The organism is Nostoc sp. EspVER01 (assembly GCF_034530635.1).
Lineage (GTDB): Bacteria > Cyanobacteriota > Cyanobacteriia > Cyanobacteriales > Nostocaceae > Nostoc.
Map to the genome: position 1 here is coordinate 50,628 of NZ_JAVRCS010000019.1, position 20,470 is coordinate 71,097.

The following is a 20,470-nucleotide window of genomic DNA, read 5'->3' on the forward strand; positions in this document are numbered from 1 at the left end:
AGAACAGCCGTGACCTTTGCCTTAAGATAACTTATACTGCCGTTTACAAAAGAGAGGATTACTCAATGCCAAGTTATAAAGTGACACTAATCAACGAGGCTGAAGGACTTAACACAACACTTGACGTTGATGATGATACTTATATTCTAGACGCTGCTGAAGAAGCTGGTCTTGACCTGCCCTACTCTTGCCGTGCTGGTGCTTGCTCGACCTGTGCAGGTAAAATCCTCAAGGGTACTGTTGATCAGGGCGATCAGTCATTTTTAGATGATGAACAAATAGAAAAGGGATATGTACTGACTTGTGTCGCTTACCCAACCTCTGACGTAACAATCGAAACTCACAAAGAAGAAGACCTTTACTAAGAGTTAAGCGACTCAAACATGAACCTCTTGCAAGAGTTACTAATTTCAACAAAATAGAAGCAGGATATCTAGAGTTAACACCCTTGCAATGCAATTCCGTGTGTACCTCTGAAACCGACTTTGACAAAAAGTCTAATTTTATGTTGGGCAGGAACACAGTAAATCTTGCGTTCCTGCTTAATTTTTTACGTATGGAGTTTCCTATCTATTCTATGATTTTGGTCTCTTTTTAACTCCCGATTCCTAGCTCACAGATGCAACTTGAATGCCAATAGCTCAAAGCTTAATTTCTTTGTTGAGAATTTGAATCTGAGTACCAGGATAGTAAAACTGGAGAATTTTTGGACTTGACCAACCTAGTTTCGCTAAATTTTGAGCGCCAGTTTGACTCAAGCCGACTCCATGTCCTAATCCACCACCAATAAAAGCGTATCCCCAGAGTTCCGATTTGCCTTTGTTCAGGGGTTGAATGTAAAAAAGCGTACTTGTAGGGGCTGCAAAAGCACTGCGAACTTCGTCTTTGTGCAAAATAAAGGTGCTGCGATCTGTTTTAACTGCAAGTTCAAGGATACGTCCACTCTGGCTTCGCTCCACTACTGCCATCGCCTGAATTGTCTTAAATTTGGCATGGGGACTGTTTTTCACCTGTAAAAATTTCTGCAAGTCCTTGATAATATCCTTTAAAGGGGTTTCTTTATGCCAACGAAACATATCCCACTTGCTTTCATTAAATCCTTGTTGCCTATTAATAAATTTCTGAAAATTCTTTTCATTTGCTAAATTCTGCTTAGACAAGTCCCAAAAATTAGTCGGAGCATCCAGTACAGGGCGTAAATAGGCGCGATCGTCGCCATTCCAGACATCGCTAAAGGAAGCGGTGACGCCACCAGTAGTAGAAGAATACAGGGCGTCTACGAGTTCATTCTTATAAGTTAGTACTTTACCCCTAGTTGAGGCGATCGCTTGGTCTGTTTTGGCAGCTGCTCCCTTCAACCCATAATAAACTTGGCAGTGAGTATCAGCACACAACTGATAGTTATCTGCGGCAAACCTACGTAAATTTCTCAAGGCATAAGTCCGGGCGAGAATTGCCTGAGCTTCCAGCGCTGCTGTTGGTGCATTTGTGCCTATTTCGTAAGGCACAACCCCACGCAAATAAGTTTCTAAAGGTACTTGGTTAACGAGAGTGTATGTGCCATAAGCATTTGGCTGCAAATTCAGTCGGCCGGCATAAAGACGAGCATTTTCTGGTTTCTCGCTTTTATTCACCCGAATTAAGTTTTTATCAGTGCTAATTTCCAAGTCATTCGGGCTATAGCGATTACCATCCACCACCCAACTCACTCGCGGCACTTGCTTCAAAATTTTAGTATCAATAAATACTTTTTCTTTGGTAGAAGCTTGGATGTTTTGTAATAACAAGCGTCGCAGTAAAGGGGTGCTGTAAACATCTCGTTTAGCCCAAACCTGCCAGCGTTCTGGCTGGGCTACTTCCACTTCCATTCCCTGAGAACGCCATTTTTTAGCACTGTCTTCCGCAGTTTCAAAAGTGCGGTATGTGCCCAAAACTACTACTTCTTCGACTGCTGACTGGGGTAAAGCTTGCATGACTGTTTCCAGCTTTACAGGATTTTTCGTAAACAGGATTTGCTGCTTATTGCCCGCTTGAAATTTTAGCTTTAAGCGATCGCCTTTCATCGGTTCCAGTTGCAGCTTGGCTGTGGCTTCGGCGCCAAATCGCTGCACAATTCCAATTTTCAGTTCTATATCCTGGATGTTGCTCTCAGGCCCTGATGCAGCAGTCAGTCCCAATAGACAAAATGTTGTCAGCACAGTGTGGGGAAAACGCCAAAACGAAAATTTCATGGCTACCTGATAGCGTTCGCGTAGCGTCTGCAAGAGTTGCGATCGCGAGTAATCTCTCGTAGAGAGGGTCTTCTGCCCCTTAATGAGTCGTTGGAGCTGATTTTCTAATTGCTTTGTAGCGCGGTTTTTTTGTCGCATGAATGCTCCAATGATACCATTACCAATTTTGCCCTAAATATTAGTTGCTAAACGAAGTCATAACGACTATGATTTATTTAAGGAGAAAAAACAGAACTAGTTGGATAAACTCTTTATGGTTAGAGTCCAAGAAATTCCATTAAATCAGATAAAACGGCCATTGCCCCGTACAAACGATCCAAATAAAGTACAAGCCTTAATGGAATCGATTGCGGAGATTGGGCAGCAAGAACCTATTGATGTTCTAGAAGTAGATGGACAATATTATGGCTTTTCTGGTTGCCATCGGTATGAAGCTTGCCAGCGTTTAGGCAAAGAAACCGTTTTAGCAAGAGTCCGTAAAGCACCCCGTAGCGTTTTAAAGATGCACTTGGCATAGAAAATGGGAATGGGGAATAAGGAGCAGGGGAGCAGGGGAAAAGGTTAAAGGTTAAAGGGAAAAGGAATAAATTTAATCTTTCCTCTTTTCCCCTTACCCCTTTCCCTTTCCCCATGCCCAATCCCCAATACCCAATGCCCAATTTCCAATCCCCAATTACATATAACCTAATTAGGAGAAAATTATGTCATCGAAAGTAACAGTCAAAAATGTAAATATCGGCATTGACGAGGCGAGTAGGGCTAAAATTGCCGATGGTTTATCTCACCTGTTGGCTGACACTTATACACTGTATCTGAAAACTCATAACTTTCATTGGAATGTAACAGGGCCGATGTTTCAAACATTGCATTTGATGTTTGAGACCCAGTATACAGAATTAGCCTTAGCAGTTGATTTAATAGCCGAGAGAATTAGAGCGCTTGGCTATCCCGCACCAGGAACCTACAGCGAATATGCCAAACTGAGTTCGATTCCAGAAACTCCCGGAGTTCCTAAAGCTGTGGAGATGATTCGCGAACTTGTGGAAGGACAAGAAGCCGTAGTCAGAACTGCACGATCTATTTTTCCCGTGATAGAGGAAGTTAACGACGAACCTACCGCCGATTTATTGACTCAGCGGATGCAAGTACACGAAAAGACAGCTTGGATGTTGAGAAGTTTACTGGAAGAATAGGGAATAGGAAATAGGGCATAGGGAATAGGGGATAGAGAAAAAACTTAATTGCCAATGCCCTATTCCCAATGCCCAATACTTCTCTTCGAGAGGCTGCGCCCGAAGCGTAGCTATGCCGCAGGCTTTACGGCTTCTCTGCGAGACGCTACGCGAACGCGGTAGTTGAGCGCAGTCGAAACTCAGTACAAGTGCCCAATCCCCAATCCCCAATGCCCCATACTCAAAAGTTGCAAGATTTAATGCAACAGGTAGGTATTTCTAGCTTTAAAGCGCTGAGTCGCGCTGCTGGTGTCTCAGAGCGTCAAATTTTGCGGTTACGCCAAGGAAAGCCAGAGCAGATACGGCTAGATGTGCTACTCAAGTTGTCGTCAGTGCTACAGATGCCATTGAATGAATTGATCGCAACTTTTTCAACCGTAGAGTTATTACAAGAGAAAACAGCGCCTACTCAGGAATTGTTACAAGAAATTACAAATTTAAGAAGAGAGTACGATCGCTCTCAGCTTCAATTAGAACAACAGCGAGAAATATTACTACAAGAACTCCAGCAGTCGAGTTTGGAACTGCTGGAGTCTTTAATATTGCAATGGCCAACAGCAGCACACACAGCGCAGGAAAATCCCCAGCTAGCAGCAGTCAAAATAGTACCGTTGGTGCAGAAACCCCTAGAAAAGCTTTTACAGGCGTGGGGAGTAGAAGCGATCGCCCCTGTGGGAGCAGAATTACCTTACGATCCCCAACTGCACCAATTGCTGGAGGGAACCGCACAACCTGGAGAAACAGTCAAAGTCCGCTACATTGGCTACCTTCAAGGTGAGAAACTGCTTTACAGAGCCAAAGTGAGTCCTATTTGAGGCAGTAAGGAGTTAGGAGTAACAAATTCACAACTCTTTACTTTTTGTATTGTCTGTCGAGAAATGACAGATATTGGGAATACTTAAAATAGCAGAGGCGATCGCCTTCAGAAAACTTCTTTTAAAGCCTTGCTGTCGGTTCTAGCTTGCTTGGCGCTGTTGAAACCTAAATTTTGGCTCTAGAGCGGTAGTCCAGAGGTAAATTATTTCAATTATGTAAGTAATTGGACATAAATAAATATAGATCCTAGTTACCATCATAAGTACTCAGGGAGGAAAAGCTACTGCTAGACTCGGTTTAGCTATGTGTAGGCGTAGCCCGCCGTAAGCATTGCTGCAACTAATTGAATTCTGAATTGTTTAATGACAGTTATTATCATGAGATTTATTAGAGAATCTCAGTTTTGCAAAAATTTTTGGTAAATAATCTGAAAAGCAGTAACTTCAGCTTGTATGTAAGTATATATCTAAATCCATAAGATACAAGTAAGTCGGTGTTAAAAATTAACATACATGCCAAAACATCAAATCAACGAACGGCTTATAAATTCGTCATTACAACCTTTTTACAAAACTAAATATACCAGTTATTTGTCATGCCAACTGACTTAGCTTGTTTATTTATAATTGGTCTATTTCTAGCAAGAAAACTATACTAAATTAAGCTAATAATTTATTTTGATTACAAAAAAATAGATATCAAAATTTTATAATTAATCTTTATCTATCCTGATTAATTATTAATGATTACTCAATAGATAATCTTAAATTTTATTTTACAAGCATTTTTAAATGTTCTATAATGGCGAAATCAGAGTATTATTTACATAAGTCAGAGTGACATAATTATGAGAGAACAAGTAAAAGTTATTAAACTCAGTGGTAATTTGAATGCCACAACTTCACAAGACTTTCGACAAAATATCACTGATATTCTAGAAACTGGTGCAAAAATTGTGTTAGTTGATTTTAAAGATGTAACGTTTATGGATAGTTCGGGTTTGGGAGCTTTAGTATTAGCTTTCAAAACCTTGCGAGCAGCAGATACTAAGCTTGTTCTCTGCTCAATTAATGAGCAAGTCAGGATATTATTTGAACTGACTAATATGGATAAAGTCTTTGAAATATTTCCCAGTCAAGATGCCTTTAATCAGGTTTTAGTCTCTAATACGTAATTAATCAAACTTCATTTGCAAAATAGATAAATCATCATCAAAAGCATCTTTGGAGTTCAGAGCAATTAAATAACTGAGTACGCGATCGAGTTGGCTATCAACAGGATATTGTAAGCTAACCAGTAGCTGAATAAAAGCATCCAAACTCCAAAGTGTGCCATCTGATTTAGTTATTTCATAAGCGCCATCACTAAAAATATAAAGGGTACTGAATTTTTCAATATTGCAAAACCCATCAACATATTTTGCCTCTGGAAACATGCCAACTGGCATACCAGGGGTTTTTAGGAGTTTAACTTCAGACTTTCTTGGAGATGTGCCAGTTACTAAAACTGCTGGTGGATGGCCTGCGCTAGCATAAATTAACTGGCGGTTGATTCGATTGTAAACTCCGTACCAAATCGTAAAGTATTTATCATTTTGATAATTCATCGGAAAAGTGTCATTTAAAGCCTTCAATACATCACTAGGTTGATAGTAATTAAGACCTTTGAGCGCACGAGAACGCAGCAGATTTAGTACTGAAACAGAGGGAAGAGTAGCTTTGAGTCCATGTCCGGCGGTATCGAGTAAGTAAATTGCCAGATAGTCATCATCGAGCCAATAGTAATCGAAACAGTCACCACCGAGTTGTCGTGAAGGAATGAATCGGAAATTTATATTGAAGGGTTCGGTCATGGAAAAAGGTAGCAGCGATCGCACATATTCTGCTGCTTCTGACATTTCTGATTCTAGAAGCAACTTTTGAGCCTGCAAATCTCTACTCAACTGATGCAGGCGTAATCCCGCTCTTACGCGTGCTTGTAATTCATTATGCTCAATAGGTTTAGAGATAAAATCATCAGCACCAGCATCTAAACCTTTGACACAATCGGCAACGGAATCTAAGGATGTTAATAAAATAAAGAATGTGGTGAAAAATTTGGGGTCTGTCTTAATGCGGTGGCAAACTTCTAGTCCAGTCAACCCCGGCATGATCCAATCACAAATAATCAGTGCTGGACGATAAACTAGTGCCTTTTCTATTCCTTCCTCGCCGCTACTGGCAGTAACGACCTCATAACCCTGTTTTTCCAACATCCTTTTCAGGAGTATTTTTATTGAATGGTCATCATCAATTATTAGTATTTGAAACATATAAATTTTTTGAAAACACTCATTAATAATTTTTTGTCAAACTAGAAAATAAAAATATGATATGAGCTAATAAGCTAGTAGTATCAATACAGAGATGCTATAGCGCTTATCGTACCCTGCGGGTACTACTTGACGCTAGCGCAAATAGAGAACTCGTTAAGTAGCCGCTACGCGTCTATGTATGCAATAGACTTTGACCCCTCTCTCTTTTTAAGAGAGAGTACGCTACCTTGTAGCAACAGGCGTAAGGAGTTGAGGGTTTGGTCTTTATTAGACTCAAATGAGAAGCACTATAACTCATTTCTATTTACTCAGAGAATTTACGACTGTTTAACAGTCATAAAATATTATGGCGCTCCTAAAGGATTTAGCCATAAAAGAATGTTGCTTTTTAACTGGTTTAAGTCGCGGTATGCTTCTTGCTTGAACCATTGTCCTAAAGCATCAAAGGGGGTAAAAGATGTTCCCGTTTGCCATTTAATATCTTGACCTAAAGGTGTTGTATGATTTCCTGGTAAAGTTTGCGCTGTCACCATCTCATCAAAACGTTCTTGTAAGATTTTGGTTAAAGCTGCCGATTGATCGATGGTGTCATTACTAAATTTTATTAATAAATTGCGTCGGATATTGTAACGTTCTTGGACAAGTTTGTTAGTTTCCAACGGCGATGGGGTAAACTCGATTGCAAAAGTAGAATTGAATTGTTCTACTAGAGGGATAGCTTCTTTAGCGGCGTAGTTGTTGAAGGATATTAAAATATTGCCTGCACGTTCTACTTTAAAAAGGCTACCAATCAGCAAGTGGAGTTTACAGCCCATACTGTGTCCAACACCGTAGATGGGAAAGTAAAGCTTGCGTAATGCTCCAGAATCATGCAATCGTTCGAGGGTGCGCTCAAAGTTTAATAGCACAGATTTTGCGATCGCAGCATGATCCAGTGTATTAACAAAAGGCGTAGCAATTACAACATAGCCTTTACTTGCCAGTTGTTCGAGTAACCAGCGATAAGTGATGTGCGGTGCAGTGGCGACAAATGCACCTCCTAAAAAATGAACGATACCTATGGGATTTCGGGGAATGATTACCCAGTTCCCTCTAATTTCTTTCCAGTCCATACGGATAAGCGGCTTTACGATTATTCTTTATGTTAGACCGGGGATTGCAACCGTGGGAAAGATTATGGAAAAGCCATTGATAATCTCTGGCGAGTAGGTTGGAAACCAACCCACCCAGCAGCGTCTATGGATTTATCAGAAGCACCTACGCTTTCTCCAACTCTTTCTAAATCCCATTACAAAACTTAATTACGTTAGCGAGTCCGCGTACTCTTACAGAGAAGCAAGCTACGCTTTTATCGTCTCGTAGAGAGCGTCATTACGAATTACGAACTTGTACTGAGCGTCTTGCCCTGAGTTTCGACTACGCTCAACTACCGCGTTCGCGTAGCGTCTCGCAGAGAAGCCGTTGGCGTGGTCACTGAGCGTAGTCGAAGTGCAGCCTCTGGTAGAGAAGGGAGCCGAAGTATTACGAATTACGAATTATCTTAACGTTGAGTCTGTAATCTTTTCATTTCGTATTGCACATCTAATGCAATTTGTAATGCTTCATTGAGTAACCTTCCATGCTCAGTAGCCTCCTCTGTTACTTGCATAGCTGTTAAAGTTGCTAAATTGTTGACAAATAGTTCTGTATTACTCAAGATAAAATTCTTATTCTCTCTCAAAATCCTTTCTGTCTTTAAAGCGCGAACTAAATCAGCTTTTGTGAGTTTAAGTGCCTCAATTACATCCTCTCTTTCCTTTATAATCACTTCTGGATTACCAGCTTCTTCTATTTGGTCATTGATATCTATAACTTTAATAACAGTATTATATCTATTAACCTCATTTAACAGGATTTGCAGGGATTTTGTCATATTAGCTTTAACAAGCTTACTTCTAGTTTTCCAGATAAAATATAAGATGCTTTGCGTCAAACCACCAACCCACAGACCTAAGACAATTAATAATATCCAAGATGGAATTGTTATCCATGTAACAAATATTTTAATAATTATATCAAATAAAATATAGACAAAAACAAATGTAGAAAATCCAATAAACACTACAGTTGCTCCTTCAGAGCTTTTAAGTTTTTGTATATATATATTGGCTAATCTCTTGAGAGGATTTGTAATGATTAAAAGTTCCCCATTGACAGGTAAATTAGTCAGCTTTTGCAGATCGTTCTGACTAATTTCCAAGCCCTGTAAATCATCCCGCACAGCTTTTAAACCCTTGCCAGAATAGTTATTTAATCTAATATAGCAATCAAATTTCTAGAATGCTGGCATTTTGTCTAAACTTTTTCGTGCAAGTTAATACTTGTAAGCGATGTCAAGATTTTTGTACAATATAATACTACGGCATTTTTCACAGTAAAGTGGACGCACACCAAAGGTTTCTCGTTGTGTGGGTTGTTCACACTGCTTGCATACGAATAAATGTGCTGCACCTTGAATTGATTTTGGTTCTAGCTGTACGGGGATAATAATATGTGTACAAGCGGCTAGAGCCATTAAAGGTAAAGGGCCAAGGGTTGCTGGGCAATCAAAAATAACTACGTCGTGTGCTAGTGGATAATCTGTTAAACAGTCGGCTAAAAGGTAGGCTCCTCTTTTGTGTAGGACAAGTTCATCTGCTGTTTGGGTTAATACCATTCTCCCTTGACATACGACAACATTATTGCTGTAGTGGCTCCAGCAAGGAGTTAATGGCCAAACACCATACAAATTCCAGCTTTTTTATGGTGTAAAAAGCTGGTTATTCAATAATATTTAATTAGGATTTTGCAATCAGTTAGGAAAACATCAGATTAAGCAATACTGAATTAGAGAATTCAAAACTCAAATAATAAGTAATACTTTTGACAGGCTAAAGGCAAAAATTGCAAGATTCGACAACGAGAATTAGTTAAGTTCAAAATCCTTCGCCAGCCTTGTGCAATCATCAAGTGAATCCCCTGAAAGCATTGAAATATCCTTTCGCATTGTGGGGGATTGCATGTCTTTGTTAAGTTGATTTTTTACTGTAGCTTTTTGGGCTTTCCTGTCCGTCGAACTCACATTTTTGGCGGGCGATCGCCAAAGTTTTGGGTCTACCGATATTTATTCCCATAACAGTACAGATGGCAACATCTCTGGGTATGCCAGCCGTAACATTTGGTAGCCAATCCCTGCTGTCCCCTGGAAAAAACCGGGATTAAACAAAGAGTTTGGTAAGTTGTTAAACAGATGATATGTAACTACTCTATCGGGTTGAGCCACTACCCAAGCAGCCTGCTTTTGGGCAATTTCTCGCAAATGGGGACGGAATAGTTTTTGGGCTGCTACCAACAACACCTCTATACGACCAAAATTACCACAGCAGAGATGGTCTAAACCCTGTAAGCCATACTTCAGAGTTGTCTGCAATGCAACTTCCACATCTTGAAGTATTTCATCCGTTTGGTAAATTGACAAACCGCCCAAACGTGACAAAGCAATACCAGGAGCGCCATGACACCAACTAACCAGAAACCTAGATTGGCATAGCCCATCAGAAATATCGCGCAAGTCTGGCCAATTGGCGGCGGTGGTTGAGAAAACACTGCATTCGTAAGCAATTCCCTCCTGAGCCGCTTGTAAATAGGCTTGGTCTTCGGTGACAGCATAGAGCCGCAATAAAGCATAAGCAATACCACCCGCCCCATGCGAGAAACCTGTTAATGGCTTTTGGGCTATATTTTTCCAAGCTCTAGGCTGTTCTTGTTCATTGACGCGATGCAAAAGTAAATGTTGACCGCAGTTAATAGCTTGGTCTAAAACCTTTGCTTCACCTGTTGCTTGATAAAGTGTTAATAACCCTAAAATTGCTCCCACTGCTCCCCCAATTACATCTAACTGTTGGTCAGCAGCGATTAATTCTGGTGTAATTAACTGAGCAGCTAGTCGCGCATCTTCGATGAGTGCTGTATTTGATAAAAATTGGCTGATTTTAACTAGAGAATAAATCATAGAGCCAATTCCTGTTGCTCCGCCGATGCCAATTCGGCGAGCAAATTTTTGCGCGAATAAATTGTTGGATGTCTGCAATACTGTCTGCAAAGATTGTAGGGCATTCAAAGCTAAATTGCCCCACTGGGCATTACCTGTGACACGAGCAAGAGCCGCCAGAAATAAAGCGACACCACAACTACCATCGTAGAGACTATAACCCAAAGGCTGGAATTGGAACCGTTCAGCATTAGGAACATAGCTAAAGCCAATCCAGTTGACATTGCCAGCAGAGTCATGCAGAGACCTGGCTTGGATTTCCTCAGCAATGGCTTCAGCTTGCTGGAGGAGTTGAGAAGAAGTTAAAGGAACAGTTTTGGAGAAATCAGTAGTTTTTAAAGAGTTAGAATTTGGTGGTTCTTCAGCAACAATATTTTGTCCCACTCTGGCATAAAAAGAGCCTTGAATAATCCCTATTTGGCTAACTAAATCTGTTTCGTTGAGGTTTTGTAACCGCTTGAGAAATTGGTTGTAACTTGGTTGTTTAAAATATTTTTCTATCGGTTGCTTTAGCCCAACAGTTAGGGCATCACTACTGCAAGATGTCCCAAAGTAGGGAATATCTAACTGCTCTAAGGATTGGAGTTCCGATCGCAAAATTGCCCAAGCCTGTGGTTTTTGCCCAGATGTCAGACAAGTTTGACAAAGGATATCCAATTCAATACTACGCGCAATTCCATAACGCAGAAATTCTGGTGTCAGCGTTTTTTCTAAAAGGATGTGATAAAAATTGGTAGGGCGGAAAATAAACCGTACCTGTTGTGCTTGTAGCGCTGTGACAAAATCATCATTTGCCAGGAGTGTTGATCGGCGATCGCTCAAAAAATGATACATTTGCCTAAACCCCGCGACTATCTCCTCCAGATAGTCGTTAGGTGAGAGCGCAACCCCATGCAACATCGGCACATTTGCCTGGACAGGTAATTTCACTTCTTCATATACCAAATGCATTTCGTCCGTATTGACGGCTTTCCAGCGTGGCATTCGCCAAGGTGCTTGCTGGGAGTTAACACTACCTATAGCGCTAACATCGTAAGCAATTCGTTTGTCTGGGCTAAAGTCCCAACGGGGCAAAAGTCCAGTTCGCAGCACGGAATCCTGGAAGTGTTGCTCAATTTCACTCATTTCTTCTATAGCTTGCACAGAGCCTTCTATCGGGTTGGTTTGAGGGTGTAATAGAGTTTCTGCGTCAATCAGCACCGGATGTTCGCCGCAAGCAATTAAATTTTCGTAATGACAGTCATTCCCCCCCAGAACATACAACACGCACAACAGCATTCCAGCTCGCTGATAAAATCGCTGTGCTGCTGCTTCATCCTGACATGGCAATTGTTCTATATAATCAAAAACCCAACCATAGGTATGGCGATCGAGGACTTTAATGACTTTGAAAATTAAGGGTGCATTGTGCTGATTACACCAATTTAATAACTGGTTATAAATAACTTCTAAACCTAAATTTTTGGGTTTATAAACTAGTTTTTTCCCAGAGGCAAAAGTTAGAATTAAGACAGAACGACCGCGATTATGCACATCGGAAAGCGAACCAGCAATAGCTGTCACTTTTCCTAAAGTAACTTCTGCAATATCTAAAATCTTCTCAATTTCAGAACGTTCGGCTTGCAAACGTTGCAGAAATTCTGCTGTTGCTTCCACCCAAAAATCAACAGTTATTGCGATTAACTTACCTAAAACTGCATACTTTTTAAAAAAAGCTAACAACCCATCTTTTAATAGATCATCGACAAAATCAAGATAATATTTTTTAGTAGGACTGCCTAATATTCCCTCTGCTGATAATTTTAATTTATCTAACATTAAGTTGAGTAAACTATAATTATAGGGACGGAAGTTAGTAAATTCTAATTGAAAGGTTTTGGCGCTAAGATTGACCAATCTTTGTAGTAAGCTATGCTCTAATTGTAGGTAGGCTGATTCTGAAAGCAGGTTTAAAGGTAAACAGTCTGAGGATAGCGACATCGAACCCAAAAAAGTTAGTAATTTTTGCCGCCCTACTAAGACAGCAGGTAATAATATATCTGCAAAAGGTAACGGCTTTTCAGCTTCTATTGGTAATTTGCAGGTTGCGGAAGTTACTTCATTTAAATTAAATTTGGCAGAAGTTTCAATAACCTCTTTTAAAGTTTTTGCCCAGATTGGTAGCGGCTCCGATTCTGCTAGAGGTACACTCAATAGTACCGAACAAACTGTATTAATATCTAATCCATCCCATTGCAGGCGCTTGTAGAATTTTTCCCAATTACCTTGAGCAACAACTTCACACCAATGCTTGATTAACTCATCATTAGTTTCTTGTTTCTTAATTGAGTTTGTCCTTTTACTAAGGCATTCTGATAAAGAATTTGCCTGGGAAATAATTTGTAATAAATCATCATTAATCATTGACAAATCCTTGTATAAAAAAACTACTTATGGGACTTCCAAATAAAAAATACTCAAAAAAGTGGCGAAAAAACTCTCTCCTCCTTATTCCTTCCTCTGTGTTCTCTGTGTCTCTGCGGTTCGTTTATTTGATATATGTAGAACTCATACAAAACTCTGTGGATACTCTGTCGTTTGAGGAACGAAACCCAACATTATCAAGGATTTGTTGGGTTTCGCTGCCGTTCAACCCAACCTACTACTCTTCTTAACTGAACCGTATTGGAGTAGCCCCTTCTCTACGTTCCCTGCGGGACGCTGACGCGAATGTGCAGCGTGTCGTAGACAGACGCATATTCGTAACTTGCTTCAACCTACGAATATGCATCTACATGAATTGCCCCTACCTAAAAATCAGGCTTTCGGCTATTGCTCATACAAGATTTCAACCGATCCGCTAGCACTCTAACATGAGGTTCAGCAAGCATTGTCACATGATCGCCCAGTACCTCATAAATATCTATTGGTTCAGTAGTCAACTCACCCCAACCCAAAGCAGGTTGAGAAAAGCTCCCAGAAAACACCCCTCTAGAATCTTCAGCTACCATCTCAGAAGCTCGCAGGAGAGTAATTTTACCTCGATAAATCTGTGGTAGATAATTGACTAAAGCTTGATGACTCGCTTTTTGGACTTCCAATATCTGGCGAATCATATCATGGCCAGCATCTGGGGGGATGAGATCGGCCCGTCTCAATTTCTCTAAAAAATAGTTGAATTGTGCTTCGGGTTCTAACTGTTGGAGTTCTGTGTAGTCAACCGCCAGTTTTTTCTCAAAAAATCTTTCTAGCACTTGCGATCGCTTCACCATCCACCTCGCATCATCTATTGGTTCAATAACTCCCCTGTGAATTGGTGCTGGTGTATCCATAATCACAAGTAAGCCTATCTCTTGTCCTAGCTGTTGTAGCTGTTGAGCCATTTCAAAAGCTACAAGTCCGCCAAAGGAATGTCCACCCAAAAAGTATGGGCCAGTCGGCTGAAAAGCTTGCAAAGCTTCAATATAATGAGCTGCCAAATCAGGAATATTGGTGTAAGGTTGTCGTTGTCCATCGACTCCAGGGGCTTGTAGAGCGTAAAGCGGTTGATCTGGACTGAGATAGCGTCCCAAAGCCACGTATCCCAGAACATTACCCCCAATTGGATGGGCGCAGAATAAAGGTGGTTTGGAACCTGTGGTTTGGATGCCAACTAAGGGAGACCAAGGCCGAGAAGGCGTTTCGGAGCGGAGGATGGTTGCGAGATGTTCGACTGTCCCGCCTTGAAACAGAATTGATAAAGGTAGCTCCCGCCCGAACTGCTGCTGAATCAAAGCCATCAGACGCACCGCCAGCAACGAGTGACCGCCAATGTCAAAGAAGTTGTCTGTGACACCTATGGGACGGATGTTCATAACCTCTTCCCAAATCTGCACTAGTTCTAGTTCCAAGCTGTCGCGGGGCATGACGAAGGTTGCTAATTTCAGCCTTCTGTCTGTATCGGGGGCGGGAAGGGCTTGGCGATCGACTTTACCATTGGAGGTCAGAGGTAAGGTGTTTAGGATCGTTAGGGCGGCAGGAAGCATGTAATCTGGTAGGTGTTCTTTGAGATAATCCTTTAGCTGTTGCTGATTGATTGTCATCCCATTTTCAGGAACGATATAAGCTACTAAACGCTTACCAAAGCGGTCTTCATCGGCTACCACAACGCAAGTAAGTACATCTGGGTGTTGGCGCAGTACCGTCTCAATTTCCCCTAATTCGATCCGAAAACCACGAATCTTCACTTGATGATCGATACGGCCCAGAAACTCAATATTGCCATCTGGGAGATAACGTGCTAAATCTCCTGTCTGATACAGGCGATTAGATTTTAGATTATCAGTTTTAGAGGATCGTAAATTATCATCCCGATCGCTTAATCCAAAATCCCAAATCGGCAATTTAAAATCAATAAATGGATTCAGGATGAATTTCTCTTGGGTCAAGTCTGGACGGTTGAGGTAAGCTTGGGCAAGTCCAATGCCACCAATGTACAGTTCTCCTGCCACGCCGATGGGTACGGGTTGGAGATGGCGATCTAAAATATAGACTTGGGTGTTGGCAATTGGACGACCGATAGACGGTTGATTTTGGGCATCTGTGCATTCGGCAATGGTGGCACAGACGGTTGCTTCAGTCGGCCCGTATGCATTAAAGAAACGGCGATCGCGTCCCCAACGCGCTACTATATCAGCCGAACAAGCTTCTCCAGCGACGATGATTGTCTGTAAAGCTGGAAGTTCTTCAACTGTTAGCACTGCTAGTACAGATGGTGGTAAGGTGACGGTTGTGATGGCGCGATCGCGCAACAAGCGCAGCAAGTTTGCACCAGGAAGCAGAGCGTCAGTGGTTGCTAAACAAAGTGTTGCTCCTGCTACTAGGGCCATGAAAATTTCACTGATTGAGGCATCGAAGCTGAGGGAGGCAAACTGAAGGACGCGGCTATCAGGTCGGATATCGAAGGCTTGAATTTGGGCTGTAGCTAGGTTGCACAATCCTCGATGGGCGAGGAGAACGCCCTTGGGTTTACCTGTGGAACCAGATGTATAAATAATGTAGGCGAGGTTATCGGGTGTGACAACTTGGTTCAGGTTAGTACTGCTGTGTTGGGCGATGATTTCCGATTCTCGATCTAGAAAAACTACAGTTGTGCTTTTTTCTACTTCAATGTCCAATGACTGTTGAGTGAGTAGCACCGACAATCTCGCGTCTTCGATCGTGAAAGCTAGGCGTTCTTTGGGATATTTAGGATCTAGCGGTACATAGACACCACCAGCTTTCAGGATGCCTAAAATGCTCACAATCGTTAAAAGCGATCGCTCCATACAAACTCCCACCGGCATCTCTGGTTTTATCCCCAGTGAACGCAAGTAATGAGCTAGCTGATTGGCTTGGGCGTTTAACTGCTGGTAAGTGAGTCTAAAGTCATTAAATATCAGTGCGATCGCATCGGGCGAGCGCTCGACTTGAGCCTCAAATAGTTGATGAATGCAGACATCGCTAGGATAGTCTATTTCAGTATTGTTCCACTCCCACAATAACTGTTGGCGCTCAGTTGTCGTCAATAAAGGCAACTCATCCAAACGCTGTTTTGGGTTGGCAACTATGCCCGCTAACAAGGTTTGAAAATGAGCCAGCATCCGGTTAATCGTGGCGGCATCGAATAGTTCGGTTTTATATTCCAAACACCCAGTTAATCCTTCCTCAGTTTCTTTAAAGGATAAGGTTAAATCCAACTTGGCTGTGCCGCTATCTATCGGCTGAGAACTCAAGGTCAAACCAGGAAGTTTCAGTTCTGTTCTGGGAGCATTATAGAAAGCGAACCCAACTTGGAATAGCGGCGAGTAACTGAGGTCGCGTTCTGGCTGTAATTCCTCTACCAGTTTTTCAAAGGGCAAGTCTTGGTGATTGAATGCTTCTAAGGCAACTTCCCGCACCTGTTCTAGCAGCTGCAAAAATGTCGGGTTGCCAGAAAGGTCAGTCCGTAGCACCAAAGTATTGACAAAACAGCCAATTAGTTGTTCTACTTCCGGTAGGTTGCGACCTGCTGTCGCTGTGCCAACTAGCAAATCTGCTTGACCTGTGTAGCGATAAAGTAAGGTCTTGAATGCCGCCAGCAGCGTCATAAATAGAGTTACACCTGACTGCTGGCTCAGGTTCTTCACTGCCTGGGATAGAGTCTTAGATAGTGTCAGCGATCGCTTTGCTCCTTGGAAAGTTGGCTGTGGCGTTCGCGGACGGTCGGTAGGCAGCTGCAACAAAGGCAACTTACCACTCAACTTTTGTTTCCAGTAGGCAAGCTGGGTTGAAAGTACCTCGCCCTGTAACCACTGTCGCTGCCATTCGGCAAAGTCTGCATACTGGATCGGGAGTTCAGGGAGTAGATGCGGTATGCCAAGAGCGTTCGCTTCATAGAGTACTGCTAATTCCCCAATTAGCACTCCCATAGACCAAGCATCGAAAACAATGTGGTGAATAGTCAAAATTAGTACATAGTTAACTTCATCTAATTGCAGCAACGTTGCTCTTAATAACGGTGCTTTAGATAAATCGAAGGGCTGTTCTGCTTCCTTCTCTATGAGGAATTTTACTGTATCTATTTGTTCTTTTTTTGCTATTAACCTGAGATCCACTTCCTTGAGCGTGAAGCTGAAACTGGGAGCAATCACTTGTAGCGGTTCCCCATCTACCGCTTTAAAGGAAGTACGCCAGATTTCATGACGCTGAATAATTTCGTTCAAGCTCTTTTCTAGTGCTGCTACGTTGAGTAAACCTTGGATTTCAACGGCTCCAGAAATGTTGTATACCGAGCTACCGGGGGTTAATTGGTCAAGAAACCATAACCGTTGTTGGGCAAAAGAAAGAGGAAGTTTGGCATTGCGTGAGGTGGAGCGCAATGGACTATAAGTAGCAGGAGTAACTGTAGCTTGCCATAGAAAATCGAGAATTTCCGCCTTGCGCTGTGATAACTCGGCTTTGAGAGCAGGTGTCAGGGTTCCTTGGGGAGCGCTATAACGGAGGCGAAGCTCCTGTGGAGCCGCGCCTTCCACCCACAGTTTGATATTGCTGCGGCGCAACTCAGATAAAAACTCGATGGTTGTCATAATTCTCCCTCCTCCAATGCGCCCTCAAGGTGTGGACTTTCTTTTACCCAATGCAGAGTTTCAATGCTTTCGGCTTGAGTAGCTAATGTTGGCGACTCAAACAGCGATCGCAAAGGTATTTCTACTTGAAAGGTTTTAGCCACGCGAGAAAGTAGCTGAGTGGCGTTGAGGGAGTGTCCGCCTAATTCAAAAAAATTATCGTTTAACCCTACTCGGTCAAGATTTAGGACTTGTGACCAGATTTGCGCCAACTGTGTCTCAATGGGTGTCTGGGGTGGTACAAAAGTTCGGTTTTGTTGTCGATTGGGTGCGGGGAGCGATCGCTTATCCACTTTCCCGCTAATGGTTCTTGGCAAAGCATCCATCAGCACGAATACTGAAGGTATCATCGATTCTGGCAGGGATTTTAATAAAAAATCTCTCAATTTCCCTGATTCCAATTCTTCTTTGAGAACAACATAGGCACACAAATATTTATGACTATTTGCGTCTTCACGATCTACGACAACCACATCCTTAACTAATGGATGAAGTCGCAGATAATTCTCAATTTCTCCTAATTCTATTCTCACTCCTCTAATCTTGACTTGCCCATCTCGGCGGCCTAAACATTCAAAATTTCCATCTTCTAAAATTCGACCTAAATCGCCCGTTTTATAGACAATATCATGGGGGTTATTACTAAAAGGATTGGGAATAAAAAATTGATTGGTTAACTCTGGCTGCTGATAATATCCCAAGGTGCGATAGGGAGTCCGAATATAAATTTCACCCACCATTCCCGGAAGACAAACTTTTCCTCGCTCATCAACAACTAAAGCCGCAGCTCCATCCATTGGCTTACCAATAGGGATAGACCGTCGTTCTCGATCGGCAGCCTTGACGAAATAAAAGAACTTCGTCATTGTTGTTTCTGATGCCCCATAAAGATTGACTAACTGAATTTTGTCGCCGTAAATATCCATCCAACGGCTAATATCCGCAGGCAGTAGGGGTTCTCCAGATAAAAGAATATATTGCAAAGATGAAAAACTTTTCGGGTCTAAATCCTCATTTAGAAGAGAGCGAAATAAGGAAGGTACACAATGAATTAGATTAATTTGCTGACGTTCTATCCATTCAATTAGCTTTCTAGCATCAAGGATAATATCAATTTCTTCCGGTATGCAAACGACGCCACCAGCACATAAAGGAACAAAAATATCTCTTAAAAAAGCATCAAAAGCGGGAGTAATTAATTGACTAACTCTGGTGAACTCTTTAATCCCAAATGTTTGAATTTCCCAGTTGATAAAATGAGCGATCGCTTTCAAACGACCTGCTATTCCTTTAGGCTTACCCGTCGAACCAGAGGTGAAGTATAAGTAGGACATATCGTCTGGTTCTATTTGAATATTTGGCTTCTCAAATTGAGAATATTCTGCATACTTATTCAGGTAGCAATTCAGAGGATTAAAACTATCAAAATTGCGATTTTCTTCTAAACAAATAACTGGCGATTGTAAAAATTCTGCTATTCTACCATTGCTAATTTTTGTTAACCCTGTTGCATCAACGATTAACCATTGTGGAGCTACTTCTGCAATGATGGTATAAATTCGCTCATCAGGTAAATTAGGAACTAGCGGTACAAAAACACACCCTGCTTTTAAAATGCCGATGATTGCAATAATAACTTTAACAGAATCTTTAGCCAAAATCGCTATCATTGAGCCTTTAATAGCGCCATGCTCAATGAGAAAATTGGCAAGTTTATTTGACTGCGTTTCAATTTCACCATAGGTAAATTGTCGTTCACCGCAATCAATAGCTGTATTTTTGCTAAATTTTTCAGCAGTTTCACTAAACCAATCTTGAATATAAATTTGAGAGTTCATATTTTTTAGAATTATATTTGTCTATTTCTTGAGGAAGATGTAAATCTGGCGAAAATATCCGGGAGAGAAACTGGAAAGCCACAATTGTATTTGGTAAATCTGTGTAATTTTGCAGATTTGAAATACTCCATAGTTCTTGTGCTATTATCGTCAACGGATCTAAAAAGATATTTTCGGGTTGCTTACCTGCAACTGACTCTAAATATTTATTTAACAAATGAATTTCTGTGCAGCCTGCGATCAATTTTTTTACATTATACTTCGCTTGCAAGTTTTCTAAAATAGGCAGACACTTTTGAAAATCTCCTTTAATTTTTAGATAATAAATCATTTGATGAATTAAATTTTGATCGCTTTCATCAGGTAATATGATGTCATCTTTGACAAACTGCCAAAGAATATGGTTTTGAAAGATTTGTAATTTTTGCGTTCCGGTTGAGCAAATTAATAAATGCTTTTTTGGTTGGTCTAAAATCTTTTTGAAAATGATATCTACTAAAGAAATCACTCTATCTCTTAAATCATAGGGTAATTTGGGCAGTAAGTAATGAGAAGTTATGCAACAAATAACAATTTTTGAAACATCTAATTCACATAATTGATCTAAAGCTGCTATTAAATTAGCTAGTAAAATTTCATCATCTCCCCTGAGCAAAGCTTCCGTTCTGTCAGGGAATGTGGGGTCAGAATAAAGAATAACTTTAGGTGATTGTTGTTCACGTTGACCGAAAATATTATATTCATAAATTGTCTTCAAAAATTCAGCCGATGCCAATGGGCCCATACCACCTAAAACACCCAACATTTCCCTCTTGTGAATCTTTGCCATTTTGCCGATACCTCGCTTCTGCTGTAAACAAACTTAAT

General features: G+C 41.2%; 13 protein-coding genes and 1 pseudogene. 5 read left to right on the plus strand and 9 right to left on the minus strand.

Translation table 11 applies throughout. The features are described from left to right. Positions 1 to 65 precede the first annotated feature (65 nt). Entirely contained in the window at positions 66 to 365 is a 300-nt protein-coding gene (locus tag RMX69_RS17255) for a ferredoxin (protein ID WP_289799393.1), read from the plus strand. 276 nt (positions 366 to 641) lie between these two features. Here the strand turns inward: RMX69_RS17255 and RMX69_RS17260 are convergent, their stop codons facing one another. Next, positions 642 to 2,369, minus strand: coding sequence for a SpoIID/LytB domain-containing protein (locus RMX69_RS17260; protein WP_322638190.1), 1,728 nt, complete (start codon positions 2,367 to 2,369; stop codon positions 642 to 644). Positions 2,370 to 2,484: 115 nt separating this feature from the next. Here RMX69_RS17260 and RMX69_RS17265 point away from each other — a divergent pair, with 115 nt between their 5' ends. The 4 genes from RMX69_RS17265 (at position 2,485) to RMX69_RS17280 (ending at position 5,453) form a co-directional block, all read left to right on the plus strand. Beyond that, positions 2,485 to 2,748 (plus strand): ParB N-terminal domain-containing protein, encoded by a 264-nt coding sequence (locus RMX69_RS17265; RefSeq protein WP_194043156.1) that lies wholly within the window; start codon positions 2,485 to 2,487, stop codon positions 2,746 to 2,748. Between the two features lie 184 nt (positions 2,749 to 2,932). Further along, positions 2,933 to 3,424 (plus strand): Dps family protein, encoded by a 492-nt coding sequence (locus tag RMX69_RS17270; protein WP_289799395.1) that lies wholly within the window; start codon positions 2,933 to 2,935, stop codon positions 3,422 to 3,424. Positions 3,425 to 3,633: 209 nt separating this feature from the next. Continuing rightward, positions 3,634 to 4,278 (plus strand): nucleotide exchange factor GrpE, encoded by a 645-nt coding sequence (gene grpE, locus RMX69_RS17275; protein ID WP_322638219.1) that lies wholly within the window; start codon positions 3,634 to 3,636, stop codon positions 4,276 to 4,278. Positions 4,279 to 5,126: 848 nt separating this feature from the next. Next, positions 5,127 to 5,453, plus strand: coding sequence for an STAS domain-containing protein (locus tag RMX69_RS17280; RefSeq protein WP_289799397.1), 327 nt, complete (start codon positions 5,127 to 5,129; stop codon positions 5,451 to 5,453). Here the strand turns inward: RMX69_RS17280 and RMX69_RS17285 are convergent, their stop codons facing one another. From RMX69_RS17285 to RMX69_RS17320, 8 genes and pseudogenes are all read right to left on the minus strand, one after another. Next, positions 5,454 to 6,590 carry a PP2C family protein-serine/threonine phosphatase gene (locus tag RMX69_RS17285; RefSeq protein ID WP_289799398.1) on the minus strand — a complete coding sequence of 379 codons (1,137 nt, stop codon included), beginning with the start codon at positions 6,588 to 6,590 and terminating at the stop codon, positions 5,454 to 5,456. A 347-nt stretch (positions 6,591 to 6,937) separates the two neighbouring features. After that, entirely contained in the window at positions 6,938 to 7,705 is a 768-nt protein-coding gene (locus RMX69_RS17290) for a DUF1350 family protein (protein ID WP_289799399.1), read from the minus strand. Between the two features lie 428 nt (positions 7,706 to 8,133). Then, positions 8,134 to 8,853: a hypothetical protein gene (locus RMX69_RS17295; protein WP_322638191.1), complete on the minus strand. Its 720-nt coding sequence runs from the start codon at positions 8,851 to 8,853 to the stop codon at positions 8,134 to 8,136. Positions 8,854 to 9,069: 216 nt separating this feature from the next. After that, positions 9,070 to 9,354 (minus strand): annotated as a pseudogene (locus tag RMX69_RS17300) (ParA family protein); the annotation flags it as partial. Between the two features lie 381 nt (positions 9,355 to 9,735). Then, on the minus strand, positions 9,736 to 13,065 hold the full coding sequence (locus RMX69_RS17305; protein ID WP_322638192.1) for a type 2 lanthipeptide synthetase LanM family protein: 3,330 nt from the start codon (positions 13,063 to 13,065) through the stop codon (positions 9,736 to 9,738). 386 nt (positions 13,066 to 13,451) lie between these two features. Next, positions 13,452 to 17,726, minus strand: coding sequence for an amino acid adenylation domain-containing protein (locus tag RMX69_RS17310; RefSeq protein ID WP_322638193.1), 4,275 nt, complete (start codon positions 17,724 to 17,726; stop codon positions 13,452 to 13,454). Then, complete coding sequence (locus RMX69_RS17315) at positions 17,723 to 19,603, minus strand: non-ribosomal peptide synthetase (RefSeq protein ID WP_322638194.1); 1,881 nt, start codon at positions 19,601 to 19,603, stop codon at positions 17,723 to 17,725. The genes RMX69_RS17310 and RMX69_RS17315 overlap by 4 nt, the downstream gene beginning before the upstream one ends. Further along, positions 19,569 to 20,432, minus strand: a complete 864-nt coding sequence (locus RMX69_RS17320) for an aspartate/glutamate racemase family protein (protein WP_322638195.1) — start codon at positions 20,430 to 20,432, stop codon at positions 19,569 to 19,571. Before RMX69_RS17320 ends, RMX69_RS17315 begins: the two co-directional genes overlap by 35 nt. Positions 20,433 to 20,470: the final 38 nt, after the last annotated feature.

Coding starts and splice junctions, on each gene's coding strand:
- grpE (WP_322638219.1), top strand. CDS start 3,634: ATGCCCCATACTCAAAAGTTGCAAGATTTAATGCAACAGGTAGGTATT.
- RMX69_RS17290 (WP_289799399.1), bottom strand. CDS start 7,705: ATGGACTGGAAAGAAATTAGAGGGAACTGGGTAATCATTCCCCGAAAT.
- RMX69_RS17265 (WP_194043156.1), top strand. CDS start 2,485: ATGGTTAGAGTCCAAGAAATTCCATTAAATCAGATAAAACGGCCATTG.
- RMX69_RS17270 (WP_289799395.1), top strand. CDS start 2,933: ATGTCATCGAAAGTAACAGTCAAAAATGTAAATATCGGCATTGACGAG.
- RMX69_RS17310 (WP_322638193.1), bottom strand. CDS start 17,726: ATGACAACCATCGAGTTTTTATCTGAGTTGCGCCGCAGCAATATCAAA.
- RMX69_RS17260 (WP_322638190.1), bottom strand. CDS start 2,369: ATGCGACAAAAAAACCGCGCTACAAAGCAATTAGAAAATCAGCTCCAA.
- RMX69_RS17255 (WP_289799393.1), top strand. CDS start 66: ATGCCAAGTTATAAAGTGACACTAATCAACGAGGCTGAAGGACTTAAC.
- RMX69_RS17315 (WP_322638194.1), bottom strand. CDS start 19,603: ATGAACTCTCAAATTTATATTCAAGATTGGTTTAGTGAAACTGCTGAA.
- RMX69_RS17280 (WP_289799397.1), top strand. CDS start 5,127: ATGAGAGAACAAGTAAAAGTTATTAAACTCAGTGGTAATTTGAATGCC.
- RMX69_RS17285 (WP_289799398.1), bottom strand. CDS start 6,590: ATGTTTCAAATACTAATAATTGATGATGACCATTCAATAAAAATACTC.
- RMX69_RS17305 (WP_322638192.1), bottom strand. CDS start 13,065: ATGATTAATGATGATTTATTACAAATTATTTCCCAGGCAAATTCTTTA.
- RMX69_RS17320 (WP_322638195.1), bottom strand. CDS start 20,432: ATGGCAAAGATTCACAAGAGGGAAATGTTGGGTGTTTTAGGTGGTATG.